At 54.2% G+C, this 17,091-nt stretch carries 12 protein-coding genes; 4 read left to right on the top strand and 8 right to left on the bottom strand.

Going from position 1 to position 17,091, the window contains the following annotated elements; translation table 11 throughout:
• Positions 1 to 75: 75 nt before the first annotated feature.
• Positions 76 to 1,833, top strand: coding sequence for an ABC transporter ATP-binding protein (locus ACLD72_RS23500; protein WP_411001644.1), 1,758 nt, complete (start codon positions 76 to 78; stop codon positions 1,831 to 1,833).
• A 3-nt stretch (positions 1,834 to 1,836) separates the two neighbouring features.
• Positions 1,837 to 3,909: an ABC transporter ATP-binding protein gene (locus tag ACLD72_RS23495; protein ID WP_411001645.1), complete on the top strand. Its 2,073-nt coding sequence runs from the start codon at positions 1,837 to 1,839 to the stop codon at positions 3,907 to 3,909.
• A 100-nt stretch (positions 3,910 to 4,009) separates the two neighbouring features.
• Here ACLD72_RS23495 and ACLD72_RS23490 read toward each other — a convergent pair whose 3' ends face one another.
• A complete protein-coding gene (locus tag ACLD72_RS23490) occupies positions 4,010 to 4,891 on the bottom strand; it encodes a protease complex subunit PrcB family protein (RefSeq protein WP_411001646.1) in 882 nt (293 codons plus the stop codon).
• Positions 4,892 to 5,820: 929 nt separating this feature from the next.
• Positions 5,821 to 6,960 (bottom strand): CobW family GTP-binding protein, encoded by a 1,140-nt coding sequence (locus tag ACLD72_RS23485; RefSeq protein ID WP_411001647.1) that lies wholly within the window; start codon positions 6,958 to 6,960, stop codon positions 5,821 to 5,823.
• A gap of 189 nt (positions 6,961 to 7,149) precedes the next feature.
• Here ACLD72_RS23485 and ACLD72_RS23480 point away from each other — a divergent pair, with 189 nt between their 5' ends.
• On the top strand, positions 7,150 to 7,662 hold the full coding sequence (locus ACLD72_RS23480) for a molybdenum cofactor biosynthesis protein B (protein ID WP_411001742.1): 513 nt from the start codon (positions 7,150 to 7,152) through the stop codon (positions 7,660 to 7,662).
• Positions 7,663 to 7,730: 68 nt separating this feature from the next.
• On the opposite strand, the gene ACLD72_RS23475 is transcribed toward ACLD72_RS23480, so the two are convergent.
• The 5 genes from ACLD72_RS23475 to ACLD72_RS23455 all read right to left on the bottom strand — a co-directional run bounded on the left by ACLD72_RS23475 (position 7,731) and on the right by ACLD72_RS23455 (position 14,697).
• Positions 7,731 to 8,276, bottom strand: a complete 546-nt coding sequence (locus tag ACLD72_RS23475; RefSeq protein WP_411001648.1) for a hypothetical protein — start codon at positions 8,274 to 8,276, stop codon at positions 7,731 to 7,733.
• Between the two features lie 93 nt (positions 8,277 to 8,369).
• Positions 8,370 to 9,368 carry an acrylyl-CoA reductase family protein gene (locus tag ACLD72_RS23470; RefSeq protein WP_411001649.1) on the bottom strand — a complete coding sequence of 333 codons (999 nt, stop codon included), beginning with the start codon at positions 9,366 to 9,368 and terminating at the stop codon, positions 8,370 to 8,372.
• Between the two features lie 24 nt (positions 9,369 to 9,392).
• Entirely contained in the window at positions 9,393 to 11,699 is a 2,307-nt protein-coding gene (locus ACLD72_RS23465; RefSeq protein ID WP_411001650.1) for a thiamine pyrophosphate-dependent enzyme, read from the bottom strand.
• A gap of 25 nt (positions 11,700 to 11,724) precedes the next feature.
• A complete protein-coding gene (locus tag ACLD72_RS23460; RefSeq protein ID WP_411001651.1) occupies positions 11,725 to 12,732 on the bottom strand; it encodes a 2-oxoacid:acceptor oxidoreductase family protein in 1,008 nt (335 codons plus the stop codon).
• A 462-nt stretch (positions 12,733 to 13,194) separates the two neighbouring features.
• The gene (locus ACLD72_RS23455; RefSeq protein ID WP_411001652.1) at positions 13,195 to 14,697 is read right to left on the bottom strand and encodes a DHA2 family efflux MFS transporter permease subunit; all 1,503 of its coding nucleotides are present in this window, start codon (positions 14,695 to 14,697) and stop codon (positions 13,195 to 13,197) included.
• Between the two features lie 191 nt (positions 14,698 to 14,888).
• Here ACLD72_RS23455 and ACLD72_RS23450 point away from each other — a divergent pair, with 191 nt between their 5' ends.
• Complete coding sequence (locus ACLD72_RS23450) at positions 14,889 to 15,530, top strand: TetR/AcrR family transcriptional regulator (protein ID WP_411001653.1); 642 nt, start codon at positions 14,889 to 14,891, stop codon at positions 15,528 to 15,530.
• A gap of 101 nt (positions 15,531 to 15,631) precedes the next feature.
• Here ACLD72_RS23450 and ACLD72_RS23445 read toward each other — a convergent pair whose 3' ends face one another.
• Positions 15,632 to 17,086, bottom strand: a complete 1,455-nt coding sequence (locus ACLD72_RS23445; RefSeq protein ID WP_411001654.1) for a nicotinate phosphoribosyltransferase — start codon at positions 17,084 to 17,086, stop codon at positions 15,632 to 15,634.
• Between the last annotated feature and the right edge of the window lie 5 nt (positions 17,087 to 17,091).

Raw genomic sequence — 17,091 nt, 5'->3', positions numbered from 1 at the left:
CGGACGATATGCCTTTTTTGCGGTTTTTTTAAGCCACAGAACAACCTGGTATGGAAAAAAGGAGGAAATCGCAACATGTTTTCGGTTCTGAAAAATTTGGGCTGGTTTTTTAAGCGTGAAAAGAGGCGCTACATCATCGGCCTGTTCCTGCTCATCCTGGCGGGGATCGTTGAACTCGCCCCGCCGCGGCTGCTTGGCAGCGCCATCGACGAAATCGTAGGCGGCACCGTAACTTGGGGCTCGCTTACGAAATATATTCTGCTCATCATCGGCTTTTTACTGTTCATTTATTGGATCACCTACATATGGATGCATTCGCTGTTCGGCGGATCGAACCTGGTGGAGCGGCTGCTGCGCTCGCGTTTTATGAGCCATCTGCTGCGGATGACGCCGCCGTTTTTCGAGCGCAGCCGCACCGGCGATCTAATGGCCAGGGCTACGAATGACTTGCGCTCGGTCGCCCAAACCGCCGGCTTCGGGATGTTGACGCTCACCGACTCGACGGCGTATCTGGCGGTCATTTTTGTCGCCATGGGCACGTTGATCAGTTGGAAGCTGACGCTTGCGGCCATCATCCCCCTCCCCTTTATCGCCCTGGCGATGAAGATTTACGGGAAAATCATCCATGAGCGCTACACGCTGGCGCAGGATGCGTTCGGAGACATGAACGACCAGGTGCTGGAATCGGTCGCCGGCATCCGTGTTATTCGCGCCTATGTACAGGAACGGAATGATGAACAGCGTTTTGCCGACATTACCAATGACGTTTACCAGAAAAACCTCGCGGTCGCCAAAGTAGACGCCTACTTTGAACCGACCATCCGGCTCTGCGTTGGTCTCAGCTACGCAATCGGGCTGACGTACGGCATTTATCTCGTTTTTCATAATGAATTAACCCTGGGCGATCTCGTGTCCTTCAACATGTACCTGGGGATGATGATCTGGCCGATGTTTGCGATCGGCGAGCTGATCAACATTATGCAGCGCGGCGGCGCTTCGCTCGACCGCGTCAACGAAACGCTGAACGTCAAGCCGGACGTTGAAGACGTGCCGAATCCGGTGCAGGTGGAAACGCCGGAAACGCTCGAATTCAAAGACGTTACGTTCCGTTATCCGACATCGACCGTGAATAATCTGGAACATGTCAACCTCAAGATTCAGCGCGGAGAGACGCTCGGAATCGTCGGCCGGACCGGCAGCGGCAAGTCGACGCTGCTCAAGCAGTTGCTGCACGAATATCCGCTTGGCAGCGGCGAACTATCCGTCTCCGGCGTGCCGATCCAGGACATCGCGGTGAAACAGCTGCACGGGTGGGTCGGGTATGTGCCGCAGGAGCAAATCCTGTTCTCCAAAACGGTCCGCGAGAACATTCAGTTCGGCTGCAAAGACGCGCCGGATGAAGTCATTATGGAAGCGATCCGCACCGCCGCCTTCGACCAAGACCTCGGGACGTTGTCCGACGGGCTGGACACCCTGGTCGGCGAGAGAGGCGTGGCCCTTTCCGGCGGTCAAAAGCAGCGCGTGTCGCTGGCCCGGGCGTTTATCGCCGATCCGGACATCCTGATTCTCGACGACGCGCTGTCGGCCGTCGATGCGCGGACCGAAGCCCGGATCATCGAAAATATCCGCAGCCGCCGGGCTGGCAAAACGACGCTGATCTCCACGCATCGGCTGTCCGCCGTAGAGCATGCCGACTGGATCGTCGTGCTGGAGAAAGGCCGCATCATTGAAGAAGGTACCCACGAAGCGCTGCTGGCGCACGGCGGCTGGTACCGCGAACAATACGAACGCCAGCAGGTGGAATCGAACCTGACTGACGGGGAGGTGTCCTAAGTTATGCACACCCATACGGGGAAATCGTTATTAAAATACGCCTTAACGGCCAAAAATACATTTATTCTCGCGCTCGTCATGTTGGCGATCGGTGTCGCTGCCGAACTCGCCGGCCCGTTTATCGCCCGCGCGATGATCGACGATCATATGCTGGCGATCGAACAGCCGTTTTATGAAACGGCAGACCAAGACGAGAATACCGTTGTCTATGACGGCCGGTACTTCAAGCGGGGCGACCGCTTTGCGGAAGGCGAAACCAAAGGCCAGGAAGTACGCGTGCTGCAGGTCGGAACCAGCTTCCTGTTCATCGGTGAGCCGGTTGCAGACGTCTCCGGCGACCGCAGCTTCCAAGACGGCGTCCTGACCATCACACGGAAGGACGGCACCGTCAGCGAATATCCGGCACAAAAACTCAGCGCCTCCGGGCTGTTCGCTTTTTACAAACCCGAGGTTCCCGGCATTATTTCGCTGATTATATGGTACTTCGCTTTTCTGGCCGTCTCCATCGTGATGGAATTCGGCAAAACGTACTGGTTGCAATCGTCCGCTAATAAGGTCATCCGCAAGCTACGTATGGACGTTTACGCCCACATCCAGCGGCTGCCGGTGTATTTCTTCGACAATCTGCCGGCGGGGAAAGTCGTATCCCGGGTGACGAACGACACGGAAGCGGTCAAGGATCTGTTTATCGCGGTGCTGGCGAACTTTTTTTCCGGGATTATCAATATGCTGGGCGTCTATGTGGCGTTGTTTATTCTCGACGTGCGGCTCGGCCTGATCTGTTTGTTCATCGTGCCGGTCATTTACCTGTGGGTGGTGCTGTACCGGAAATTCGCGACCAAATACAACACGATCATCCGCTCGCGGCTTAGCGAGATCAACGCGATCATCAACGAGTCGATTCAGGGCATGTCGATCATCCGCATTTTCCGCCGCGAGGCGAAAACGAAGGAAGAGTTCGAAAATCTGAACGACGATTATATGAAATATCAGAATAAAATGCTGAACTTGAACGCTTTTACGTCGCATAACCTGGTGAACGTAATCCGCAACCTGGCTTTTGCTGCGGTGCTTTGGTATTTCGGTTCGGCGCAGCTTGGCGGGGACAGCGTCATTTCGCTGGGTGTGTTGTACGCCTTCGTTGACGTGCTGGGGCGTTTGTTCCAGCCGATCACCGGGATGGTCAACCAACTGGCCGCGCTCGACACCTCGATGGTGTCCGCCGGGCGGGTGTTTGCCTTGATGGACGAACCGGGCGAAGACGTCACGGACGGCTCGATGCCGCGTTACAAAGGCAACGTGGAGTTCAAGGACGTATCGTTTGCTTATAAGAAGGATTACGTGCTGAAAAATATTTCGTTCGAAGCAAAGCAAGGCCAAACGGTGGCGTTGGTCGGGCATACCGGGTCCGGCAAAAGCTCGATCATCAACCTGCTGTTCCGGTTTTACGATCCGCAAAAGGGCACGATCACCATCGACGGCCAGCCGGTGACGGATCTGCCCAAGCAGTGGATCCGCCAGCATATGGGCATCGTGCTGCAGGACCCTTACCTGTTCACCGGGACGATCCTCTCCAACGTCACTTTGGGCGACAAGCGGATCTCCCGGGAAGCGGCGGAGCAGGCCTTGCGCGACGTCGGCGCGGCGCGGATTCTCGCGCATCTGCCCAAAGGGCTGGACGAACCGGTCGTGGAAAAAGGCAGCACTCTTTCCGCCGGCGAACGGCAGCTGATCTCGTTTGCGCGGGCGCTTGCCTTCGATCCGGCCATCCTGATTCTCGATGAGGCGACCGCCAACATCGATACGGAAACTGAAGCGCTGATCCAAAACGCGCTGGAGGTATTGAAGCGGGGCCGGACAACTTTCATCATCGCGCACCGCTTGTCCACGATCCGCAGCGCCGACCAGATCCTCGTGCTGCATCGCGGCGAAATCGTGGAGCGCGGCGCGCATGAGGAACTGCTCGCCTTGGGCGGGCGGTACTATCAAATGTACCGCTTGCAGCACGGAGGCGCGGAAGCGCCTGCCACGCCAGCGGCAGGCCAGCCCTCCACGCCAGTTACTAATCCGAGCTGACCGCCGGCGGTGACAAAAAACCTTCAGAACCGCTTATTAGGCGGTTCTGAAGGTTTTTTTAAGATTAAAGAATCTATAAATTTTCACATATGCGTTTTGGTTAAGACAGTTTCTTAACCTCCACCGTGTATTGGCTGGAGATGTACGTCTCTGCCTTCGTATCGGAAATGACCTGAATATAATTCATACCCGGTTCGGGGGACAGCAGTTCGTAATAGACGGTGGCCTTGTCCCCGGAGAACTCCACTTTAGCTACACGGATGCCGTATCCCGGGTTCGGCTGCTCGGCGCGGGTGAGCACCACCTTGTTGATTTGGTCGTTTACTTTTTCAACTTGAAAGCTAACGTTATCCTGCATACCCTGTTCGGCTTCCTTGTATTTGTCGATGTATTCGGCCGCATTATACACCAGCCGGGCAGCTTCGATGCGGGTTATGGTGTCCTTCGGATGGAACTTGCCCTGCTCGTCCAGGCTGGCGATCTTCAATAGAAGCAACTGCTGGATGTGGCCCGAATACTCCACGGTAATCTGATCGGCATCGGCGATTTCGATGAACATTTTGACCATTGGATAGTCGCCGGTCGTATTGATGGCCTGCACCAAAATATCGGCAAAGGCTTCCCGCGTCAGCTCGGCGTTGGGGTCAAAGTCTTTGGGCAGCTTGATACCGTTGTCAGCAGCGGCCCGCAGCGCGGAGGAATACCATTCGTCCTTGGCAGGAACCTGCGATTTGGCGGCGTCCTTCACTTTAAGACCAAGCCCGTTGACGATCATCGTCACCGCCTGTGCTCCAGTCAGCTTACCCATGGGAACAAACTTGTCCTTCGAGATTCCTTGGATGATTCCTTTTTGCTGCAGTGATTCAGTAATACCGGCATCGTCTCCCTGCACATCGCTAAAAGCGGAAACGGAAGTCGCCATAAGCAGCGAACCGGCCAGCAGCAAAGCGGCTGTAAATTTCAATTTTGGCGTTTTTTTCATGTCTCATCACCTCTGTCCCCCTAGACGGGAGTCCTGCCCAAAAGGTTGCAGTAATTTCCGTTTCACTGATTGAAGTGTGCTCGTTTTCGATCGGCAGCATGCAGCAAGCGCTAAACAGTAGACAGTAGACGGTGCGGCTTAACAGCAATTTGACTAATCCATTCGTTTGGAGTTACGGCCCTGCGTCCTGGATCTCCAGTCTTTTTCTAACGGTTGTACTTGAGCTTATTTCATCGAAAAGACGGGGATGCAATTTCTTAACGGTTGTGGTTGATCTTATTCAGGTGAATAAGACTCAAATCCTCAAAATTACGGCAAAATAAGCTCTGTCGCAACCGTTAAATTTAATTTCACCTATATTTTATCGAAATAACGGCGCTCACAACCGTTAGAATGATAGCCTTGCATGAAGGCGCACATCTTCATCCTAACCCGTTCAGCATTCCCAGCACAATCGAACTTGGACCAGGGCCTCAGGGGAGCGAGACGCCGCTAAACAACTTAAGCCGAGTTGCATGGGAAACTCCGGCGAAAAAATAAGTACAAAAAATGTCGTTATTCCAACGAATCCGTTCATTTGAGAGAAATAGAGGATTTTTAGACCGCTATTTTCCTCCGTCACAAGAAAATGTCCACACTCTGGGCCATTCTTATGAAAATAAGTACATAAAATGCCGCTAATGGGGATGAACATGCCAGGCTTTGGATAATAAGCACATAAAATGCCGCTATTTTTACGCCGACGGTTAGTCGTTCAATTTAGCTGGCTGATACGCGCTGAGTTTTAGGTTGAGCCCATTTTCCCCTCTATTTTCGCAGCTCCCAGCGCTTAGTGTTGCGCCGCATGTCGGCGGTGGCTGGTCGACTGGTCCATCCGTCCCGGCGCTACAAGAATTCTAAGTCTATGCGTGCCGATTCTCAGCCCGCATCTATACATGCTTGCGTTCAAGTTCGTGTAAGCGCTGGGCAATGAGAGCCCGGTCGAAATGCTCGCCGATGAACACAGCCACATCCGGCACCTCGCCTTGCGGTGTAATTTTCAAGTAATCCGCTTCCCGGTAGGCGTATTGGAACAGAAAGCGGCTGGCCGTGTCAGTAAAGGTCAAAACTCCTTTGCCCCGGTACACTTCGCGCGGCAGCTCAGCAATAAACCGTTCGAATTCCTCGCTGTCCACCGGACCGTCAAAATAGTGGGTATACACGGTAACATGCTCATGCGAAGCATGGGGGTGTTCGTGTGCATGTCCGTGCGTGTGCTCATGTTGATGCTCGTGTTCGTGTCTGTGTCCGTACATATGTTCATGTTGATGCTCGCGTTGATGTTCGTCCATAGATTGTCCATGTTCATGCGCATGTTCATGCTCGTGCTCGTGCCCGTTCTCATGCGCTTTGCCACCTGCTTGATGATGGGCTTGGCTCTCCTCATGCTTAAACCGCGGTTCGTGCAGCTCGGGATCGGGCCGGTGCCCGCTTAACAAGCCAGGGATATCGACCTCGCAATTTACGGCCGGTACGATTTGCGCATACGGGTTTAACTTGTGCAGTAAATCGGTCATTTCCCGCTGCCGCTCCCCGCCGATCATATCGATCTTGTTCAGGATAAGGACGGACCCGCAGCGGATTTGCTCCAGCATCAAGCGGTAGGTTTTCCCTTTTTGCGAATCGTGCAGTTCGGCCAAATGCGCTGCATCCACTACGGTGATCATCGGCTTGATCTCCAGCTTCAAATACAGCGACACCTCAGTGACCGCATCGAATATTTCCAGCGGATTTCCCGCTCCGGTCGCCTCGATAACGACCAGATCCGGCTTTTCCGCCGAGATCAACTCGGCCATCTGCACGCTTAAATCCCCGCGGATCGTACAGCAAATGCAGCCTCCCAGCATTTCCGCCATCGGCACTTCGCCCGGGACGAGCAGACCGTCCAGGTTGACGTCCCCGATTTCGTTCATGATGACGGCCGGCCGTAAGCCCTTATCCTGCCAAAACTTAAGTAACCGCTGCAACAGCGTCGTTTTTCCGCTCCCCAAAAATCCGGACAATATATAAACTGGCGTAATTTTTTCCATGACTTCCCCTCTTCTCTTTCCGGGCTAACCTCCGTGCTAAGGCTGGCCAGTCCCGATCCAACAGTATCGAAGCGAGTTTACACCAATCGGCAGGGACATGCAACCCTATTTCATGCCAAGATGTTTTGCCCGAGAAGTGATAAAATGATATTAGTTCTATCTCACACCGAAAGGAATCGATATATAAAGATGAGATCTGTAGATGAACACCGCAGTGAAGCCCCGGATCAGGTATCTTGCCTGGTGGTCACGGTATCGGACACGCGAACGGAAGAAACGGACAGCAGCGGCCGGCTGATCAAAGAGCTGCTTCAGCAGAACGGTTACCGGGTTGCCAGGTACGTCATCGTCAAAGACGATTACGACGGGATTCGCCAGCTGCTGCGCGAAGCGGCCTCCGACCGCAGCATCGAAGCGGTGCTGCTCACCGGCGGCACCGGCATCGCGCCCCGGGACACAACGTATGAGGCGGTCCGCAGCTTGCTCAATAAGGAAATGCCCGGATTCGGCGAAATTTTCCGCTACCTCAGCTTTACCGAGGATATCGGAGCCGCCGCGATTCTTAGCCGGGCAATTGCCGGCACAATCAGCAACAAAGCCGTGTTTTCCATGCCCGGGTCGCAAGGGGCCGTCAAACTCGCCATGGAGCGGATCATCATCCCCGAACTGCGCCACGTAATGCGAGAAATTTACAAAAAGTAAGCTCCAAGCAAATAACCAACCTCTTACCGGGCGCGGCCCTGAAAAAAGAGGTTGGTTATCGCTTCATGTTATTGGGCGGCACGGTCCTGCATCCGCATCAAAAGACGGTCAAATATCGTTTTCATTTGCTCACTATATTGACTGTTTTTTTGTGCCGTGGAGGCGTACACCAACGCGGCGTTGTCCCGCGTACGTATGACAGAAGCCTGGCTGGCAGCAGCCGCCGCATGAAGCCCCTTCTGTCCATCGCCGGAGCCGTAAATTTCCGTCATTTCGCGAATCCGGTCCTGTTCACTGGGGAAGACATGGACGATGATGAAATGCCGCGCGTCTCCGTTAACGAAATAACTGTAACTGATATTCCCGTCAAGCCCTTCGGCATACGTTTCATGCGTCAGGCGAATCCCCCGCTCGGCGCATTCCGCCTTTAACGAACGCAGCAAGGAGGTGTTGAGCGTCGTTCCGCTCGTCAACTGCCTTTGGTTGCCCTTCCGGTAGCTGTTCAGGTTGTATTTTTCCATTTCCTGCTTCGCCACTTTTTGCATCCCATTGCCGCAGCCCGTGGACAAGGATACCGCCAATACCAAACCAAGACCGAGTTTACACCAATTCATGTCAATTACCCCACCTTTGCACAAAGCTTTCGCTTGCCGCTCCGATGGGGTTAGGGTGTCTCATATCCGCCCAGTTTATACCATCCTCTGGGTCTATTCTTTAAAAACGATCACCTGCCGGCCAACGGCCTGGCCGGAAAGGATCGTCTCCAACGTTTGCGGAAGCTGCTCGGGGGAATATACGTTAATCCCTTCGTTCAGCGCGCGCTCCGGCTTCCATTCCCCGGCCAGGCGCTGCCATAACTGAAGGCGCAGCGGCGTCGGGCAAGAGACGGAATCGATGCCAAGCAGATTCACGCCCCGTAAAATAAACGGATAAACGGTGGTTTCCACGTTTCCGCCCGCAGTCAGTCCGGACAAGGCGACGGAGCCGCCGTATTTGACCGCTTTAAGCAAATCGGCTGTCATCGGTCCGCCCACCGGGTCGACGATAGCAGCCCAACGTTCCTTGCCTAACGCTCCTTTGGCCCCGGACGATGCCTCTTCCCGCGAGATCACATCGGACGCGCCAAACGAAAGAAGTTTATCCCGCACACCGGTTTTGCCGGTGACGGCCACGACTTCAAACCCCAGCTTGGCGAGGATGGCTACGGCCATGCTGCCAACGCCGCCGGTCGCCCCTGCGACAAGCACGGGGCCGTCCTCCCGCGTCAGCCCGTTATCGAGCAGGCGCTGTACGGACAATGCCGCCGTAAAGCCGGCGGTGCCGATTGCCATCGCCTCCTGGGCCGTCAGCCCCTGCGGCAGCGGCACGAGCCAGTCCCCGGGTACCCGGGCGACTTCGGCAAAGCCGCCTTCGTGCGTTACGCCCAGCCCGTAGCCGGTGCATAGCACCATATCCCCGGGCCGAAACCGCGCATCGCGCGATTCGGCGACTTCCCCGGCCAAATCGATCCCGGGGATAAATGGATATTCCCTCACGATTTTGCCGTCCGGAATGCTCGCCAGACCGTCTTTATAGTTGACGCCCGAATAATGGACGTTAATCGTGACCTCGGCATCGGGCAGATCGGACAGGCCGATCGTCTCAAGCCCGGCGCGAAATCCTTGCTCATCCTGATGCACGCGGAAGGCGCGAAATTGTTGTTCCATTCTATTCACTCCTTTCAGTCAAAATCAAAGATAAGGATGCTCATGCTTGGCCAGCAGCATCTGCCAGCGGCGTTCGACCTCACGTTCAAAGTCAGCCAGCGCTTCGGCATTTTCCGGCTTCGTTAAATGGCGGGTTTTACCCATCGTTTTCAGCCAGTCCGTCAACGGCACGCGTTTTTCCTTCTCTTCCGGGTTGTACGTAATCGTCGTTTGTCCATGCTCGACTTCGTACAGCGGGAAAAAGCAGGAGTTCACCGCCGCATCGACGATATTTGTGCCCTGGTCGTCGGGGCTGATCCAGTTGAGCGGACAGGCTATCAATATTTTACCATAAACGAGCCCTTCATTTTGCGCATACCACTGCGCTTTGGCCGCCTTTTTCACCAAATCCTGCGGATAAGCCTCGCTGCCCGTAAAGACGTAAGGGATGTTGGTCGCCGCCATAATTTGCGCCGTGTCTTTATGCTGGAACGCCTTCCCTTTTTGCACCTTGCCGATGTTGGACGTAGAAGTCCGGTGGCCCAGCGGTGTCGAATAGGACAGTTGCGCCCCGGTGTTCATGTATCCTTCGTTATCGTACTCGATGATAATCATTTTATGATTGCGCAGCGCGGCCCCGATCGCCGGTCCCATGCCGATGTCCATCCCGCCGTCGCCAGTGACCATTACGAACGTAAAGTCGTCCTTCAGCCCAAGATCGTCCAGCTCGCCCCGGCGTTTTCTTTCCCAAAACATCTCGACGACTCCGGACAAGGTAGCCGCCCCGTTCTGGAACAGGTTGTGAATATAAGTGGCCTTATGGGAGGAATACGGGTACCCGGTCGTGACGACCATCGCGCAGCCCGTATGGAACAACGCTACGATGTCGCCTTCGATCCCTTTAAAAAACAGCTCCAGACCGGAGAAAATCCCGCAGCCCGGACAAGCTCCGTGCCCTGGCGCGATCCGCTTCGGCTTCTTCGTAAGCGAACGCAGCGGCGGAATCCGCACGCCCAGTTTGCCGGTTTCTTCGTTCCGGGTAACGGTAATCAGGCCGGTCTTCAAATCTTCGAATTTGAGCGGATTCAGCACCCGCTTCGGCGCTTTGTCCGGATCGCCCGGCGTATGACCGTAATAATCGAACGGAACCTCGACGTGGTTCTTCTCCATGGCATCGATCGCAAGCTGGAACAAGTGGTGGCCATCTTCGGCGTAAAATTCTTTGCCCCCGAGGCCATAGATCCGGCTGATGACCTGCGTCGTATGGTTGCCATGCGTAAACAGCGCGGCTTTGATTTCGTTGACCATGTTTCCGCCGTGCGCCCCGTACGAATCGCCGCGGTCGCCGACGGTGATCGCCTTGACGTTTTTCAGCGCTTCGGCGATTTGCTTCTGCGGGAATGGGCGGATCATATTCGGCGCGATCGAACCCGCTTTGATACCTTGGCGGCGCAGGTCGTCAACCACATCCTTGATGATTTCGGACGCCGAGTTCATCAGGAAGACAGCGACCTCCGCATCCTCCATCCGGTACAGATCAAGCATCTTGTATTCCCGGCCGGTCAACGCCTCGTATTCGCCGGCAATGCGCTCAAAAACGCGTTCCGCATTGTACATAGCCACGGACTGCTGATAGCAGTTGTTGATATAATCAGGCTCATTCATATACGGGCCGACCGTGATCGGATTGTTGCGGTCAAGCGTGTGGGCAAACCCGGCCGGCGGACGTTCCCCGATGAATTTCAGCACGTCTTCCTGTTTCGCGAAGGTATGCACCCGGCGTTTTTGATGCGATGTAAAATAGCCGTCCGAAGCGATGAGTACCGGCAATCTAACTTCCGGATCCTCGGCCAGCTTGAGCGCCATGATGTTCATGTCATAAACGGCCTGCGGATCGCGGCACATCAGAATCGGCCAGCCGGTGTTCAGCGCGAAGTACAGGTCCGAGTGGTCGCCGTGGATGTCCAGCGGCCCGGAAATCGCCCGGCAAACCAGGTTCATGACCATCGGAAACCGCGTTCCCGACTGCACCGGCATTTGCTCCAGCATATACAAATAGCCTTGCGCACTGGTCGCGTTAAATACCCGCCCGCCGGCGGTGGAAGCGCCGTAGCAAATCCCGGCGGAGCTGTGCTCGCCGTCCGAAGGAATAAGCTTGATGTCATGTTGGCCGTTCGCTTTCATCAAATCGAGAAACTGCGCGACCTCCGTGGATGGAGAAATCGGAAAATACCCCATGATATGATAATTGATCTGGCTCGCGGCATACGCGGCCATTTCGTTGCCCGACTCATACACAACGCGCTGTTCGACCGTGCCGCCGCGGCGTTCTTGTTCAATGTCGATCGCCATTTGTCTATACCACCTTTCCCCTTAATTAATGAACCGCCAAATCAAACAGATGCGGAACCCGGTGCTCCTCCGCGTATCCGTCTTCTTCCCGCTCCCCGGATAAAGCGTCCGTCGGGCAGGCATGCACGCATTTCAAACATCCTTTACAGTACTGGTAATCGATGCCTTTCAAAAACATCTGCGGCCGCCCTTTCTTATCCGGCTGTTCTTCCCATACAAAGCAATTGTCCGGACAAACGTTGTCGCAAGCCGCGCAGTTGATGCACGTTTCCTCTTTAAAATGCGGCATCATCCCGGAACGGGAGATGCTGAGATCTTTCAAAAAGCTGTTGCCCGGATTGACGACAATACCGCCGATCGGCTGGGTTTCATACCCGAGCATCGGCGTATCGGCACGTACGAAAGCGGGCATGCTGATGCCTTCCGGCAGCGCAAACGTTTCAAAAACAACTTCATTATACCCGCGGTCAAACGTCGCCAAAGCGGGCGCCACCGTCTGCGGATATTTCTTCTCCAACGATTTGCGGATAACGTCTTTCATCGTTTCCGAATCGAGGAACGGGCATAACCGGAACAAAGCTCCGAGCATCGCCATATTGACCCGGTTCTTCTCCTCAAGCGCGATTCCGGTCGCATCGATGACGGCGATCGTCCCGCCGACGAGCTTCATCTTCTCTTTGAGCTCTTGCGGAGTTTTACGCGAATTGACAAGCACGGTGCTGTCCTCGTAAATTCCGCTGATGACGTTCACCGTTTTGGATAACGCCTCCTGAAAAATGCCGACGATATGCGGCCGTTCCACCGGCGACGTATCGCGGATCGGCGTATTCAGGTCGCAAAAACGGATATGCGCCTTTACCGGGGAGCCTTTTTTCTCCGAGCCGTAAGACGAAAAGCTGACTCCGTTGAAGCCAGCTCCTTCCACCCCGGCTTCCGCCAGCATTTTGCCGGCCAGGTTGGCTCCCAAGCCTCCAATGGATTCCAAACGAATTTCAAAAAAACCAAGCTCATTTACTTTCGGTAACTGTACCACGCGTTTGGCCCCCTCCTTCTCGCATATGCGAGTTTATTAACGGCGTAAAACAAACCATCGATGAATGACAAAACAGCATGACTTTGTTAATTTTTAAAATATCACAGAAGACGTGTGACTTATGTAACAAATGTCATAAATACATTCTTGATTCGCGCCGCCAAATAAAGAAAAAGCGAGAGCGCCCCGGTCCGGCCGAAGTGCTCTCGCTTCATTTTATATCCAGTTTTTTTGGTTCAACCTAATCATCAGTGCTTGACAGTCAAGCCGACAACAGACCGTGGCCTGAAGCGAGACTCGTGATCCAGGGGCTTTGCACGATTATCCCGTTTGATCGGGTGACTTGGCTTCCTGAACCAGAGGGATAATCGTGCAAAGTGATTTGGAGAGACAACACCCCCCTATCATCTTTTATTTTGTCAAGCACTGATTTTGGTCTTGAGCCGTTTTTTTACATCCTTTTTAATGACCAATAATTGCCCCGGGGTCCGCTTGCGCCCTTTCCCCGGCCTGTCCTTCGGCAGGTTCGGCCTGCTTTTTCGGTTTGGACAACATCAGGGAAAGCACAAAACCGGCGGCAGCCAGACACGAAGCCACAAAATAAGTATCGCCGAACCCGGCCGCTGCGGCCTGCAGCGAATGGCTTCCTCCCTTCACCGCCGCCTCCGCCAGATGGCTGTTGATCCGCGAGGTTAAGTACCCCGTTAACCCGGCGACCGCAAAGGAGACAATCACCTGCTGCGCGGCGGTCATCAGCGGCGTTACCCGGGCGACCAGATGGCGCGGCGCGGAGTTCAGGATATGGGTGTTCAGCGGCATCATCGTGAGCCCCATGCCGCTGCCGAGCAGCCCGAGCGGGAGCAGTACCATGGCGAGGCTGGTGTCCGCCGTGATCCGCGACAGCAGGAACAAGGCGGTGGATACGATGCCAAGGCCAATAAATGCGAGCGGGCGGGCGCCAACCCGGTCAAACAGCCGTCCGCTGATCGGCATGAAGAGGGCCGAGGCCAACGCTTGGGGAAGCAGGTATATCCCGGTTTCGAACGCGCTGTAGCCTCTGACCTGCTGCAGGTATAGCGGCGTTAAAATCATCGAGCCGAACAAGGCAGCCTGGGCAATCCAGACCAGCACGATCCCTCGCGTAAAATGGGAGGAGCGGAACACGCGCAGCTCCAGTAATGGCTGCTTATGTCTGATTTCAACGAGGATGAAAAGAAGCAATGCTATAGCACCAACGCTGAGCCCCGTAATCGTAGCTGCAGAAGTCCAGCCGTCCCCGCCTTCACCTACCCCGAAGGTCAGCATCGCAAAAGCGACAGGGGCCAAAATCATCCCCAACATATCCAACCGCGGTGCTTCCCGCCGTTCGGATTTCGGCAAAAAGCGCAAGCCGATCAACAAGCCGATGATGCCGATCGGCAAATTGATCAGAAAAATCCAGTGCCAGCTTAAATTTTCAACCATCCAGCCGGACAAAACCGGACCCAGGGCCGGCGCCAACAACATCGGCACGCCAAGTGCGCCCATCACCGCCCCGCGCTTCTCCGGAGGGGCAAGCTTGAACACCATCGCAAAGCCGATCGGCGAGACCATCCCGCCTCCCAAGCCTTGAATGACGCGGAACATGATTAACTGGGTCGGCGTCTGCGCCCAAGCACATAAAACCGAACCAAAGGTAAACAAGGCGATTGTAATCAGGAAGATCCGCTTCTCGCCAAATTTATCGGTCATCCAGCCGGCCAACGGGATCACGGCGGATAACGCCAGTGTATAACCGGTGATCGTCCACTGCACTGTCTTTAAATCCGTGGCAAAATAATCCACCAGTCTGGGAACGGCGACATTGACCACCGTACTATCCAATATGACCATAATCATGCCGACAATAACGGCTAACATCGGTGCAATGATGGAGCGGATGGAAAACTCTTGGGCGTTTGCCGGGTTTTCCGCAGTATTCGGCATACTCTCACTCAACTTTCTCTTCTATGAATTAAACACCGTTTTAAACGTTGTTTAATTCAATATTTAATATCCCTCCCCCGGTTTTGTCAAGCGAACAGATTTAAATTTAAACTAGGATTCGCGGATTTAATCCTGCTTTGACATTTGGTATACTTAGGCTGTGATGATTTATGCTATAAAGGAGCGGAATTATGGGCTACTGTGCCGATCATGGGCTAACCACCAAAAAAAATATTTTAAACGCAACGCTGGAGCTCATTAAAACGGAAGGTGCCGATCAAGTCACGCTGCGCAAAATCACCGCGGCCGCCAATGTCAACCTGGCGCTGGTCAACTATTATTTTGGTTCAAAGGACAAGTTGATTAACGAGGCCCTGAAAATGCTGCTCACCTCGTTTCAAGACAAGTTTGCCGTGCTTGATGATACCACCCTGGATCCCAAAGACAGATTGAAAGCATTTATGCTGCAGTATGTCGACTATATTTTGCAATATCCCGGGCTGCTGCAAGAGGTTCTCGGCAAAGGAAACATTACTTTTGAATCCAGTCAAGAGTTCAGCAGTTTCTTAAAGACGGCCGGATTCAGCAAAATCAGATATACGTTGGGGGAAATTACCGGGGAGACGAATCCGGAGATTCTCGATAGCATGATCCTGCAAATCACCGCCGCCGTGTTGTTTCCGCTCATCATGATGCAGCATATCAAGGATATCGCCGGCGATCCCGACCGCAATGCGGTCGAGCGGCAGGTTGATATACTTTTCAAGCATTATTTTGCCAGATATTGCGCAGAGGGCGTGTCGAATCAAGACCGTGAGAACGCCGATTTATAGCGGTTTTTGCGCTTTCCCGAGAAATAATTTCCCGCATGTTCAAGCAAAAAAAGATTGCTTTGCCGGCAAACCGCCGCAAGCAATCTTTTTTCTCTTAACCTCTACTCTTCGTGATGCCCCAAATAATCCTCAATCATTTTCTGTTTCAATTCCCAGGCTTCCTGACTTAAGCTAATGCGGTAGATTTCCGGGTTCAGCTTGCGCAAATACTCCGGCCAAAACAGGCTTAGCTGTGCTTGATGATATGCCCGGATCTCGTCCAGCGTCGGCAGCTCGTAAACCTGCTCGCCTTCCTCGAAAATCGGCTGAAGCATCGAAGTGGCTTCGTAGTTTTTCACCGATTTCTTGATATACGGATGCACAGGGTCGAACAGCCTCAAATTACCGCCGTTTCGAGCCTGCTGCTCGTGCGGAAAACAAACGTAATCGGCCATCGCCTTGCCGCTTTCTTTGCTGACGATGCGCAGCACATCTTTTTTGCCGGGGGTGGTCACTTTTTCCGGATTGCCGGAAATTTTGATCGTCGGCTCCATCCGGCTGCCGGTTTCCCGCTCCACCAGCTTGTACACCCCGCCAAGGGCCGGTTGGTCCGCCGCGGTAATCAGCTGCGTACCGACGCCCCAAATATCGATTTTCGCCCCTTGGGCTTTCAGGTTAAAGATCGTATTTTCGTCCAGATCGTTGGAAGCCACGATTTTTACGTAAGGCAAGCCGGCTTCGTCGAGCATTTTGCGCGCCTGGATCGATAAATACGCCAAATCGCCGCTGTCCAGCCGGATGCTGCTCAGCCGTTTCCCCTGCGCCTCGAGCTTTTTGGCGGTTTGGATGGCATGCGGAACCCCGCTTTTTAACGTATCGAACGTATCGACCAGCAGCGACACCTGATCGGGCAGCGCTTTGGCGTACCGTTCAAACGCCTCCTGCTCGGAATCGAAAATTTGCACCCATGAATGCGCGTGCGTTCCTTTGGTCGGAATGCCGAAAATTTCCCCGGCCAGCAAATTCGAGGTAGCGTCGAAGCCGGAAATATAAGCGGCCCTTGCGCCCCAAATCGCGGCATCCGCTTCCTGCGCCCGGCGGGTCCCGAACTCCAGCAGCACGTCATTTTCCGCCACCCGCTTTACCCGCGAAGCTTTCGTGGCGATCAGCGTCTGAAAGTTCATAAAGTTAAGCATCGCCGTTTCCACGAGCTGCGTTTCCATAATCGTTCCTTCCACGCGGATCAAAGGTTCGTTCGGAAAGCAAAGCGCGCCCTCCTTCATCGACAGCAGTGTACCGTGAAATTGGAAATTGCGCAGCAGCTCCAGAAATTCCGGCTTATAGTTTTCCTCCTGCTTGGCCAAATAGTTCAGGTCCTGCTCGGTGAAACGCAGATTGCGTATATACTCCACGATCCGTTCAAGGCCCGCAAACACTGCGTACCCGTTGCCGAAAGGCAGCTTGCGGAAATAGGCTTCGAACACCGTCTTTCTTTGATGTGTTCCGTTCACCCAATGGGCGTAAATCATGTTGATCTGGTATTTATCGGTATGCAGCGCTAACCCTGTGGTTGGCATCTCCT

Source organism: Paenibacillus lacisediminis (assembly GCF_046567315.2).
The sequence above is the reverse complement of the archived record's forward strand: the minus strand, read 5'-3'. Positions and strand labels throughout refer to the sequence as shown.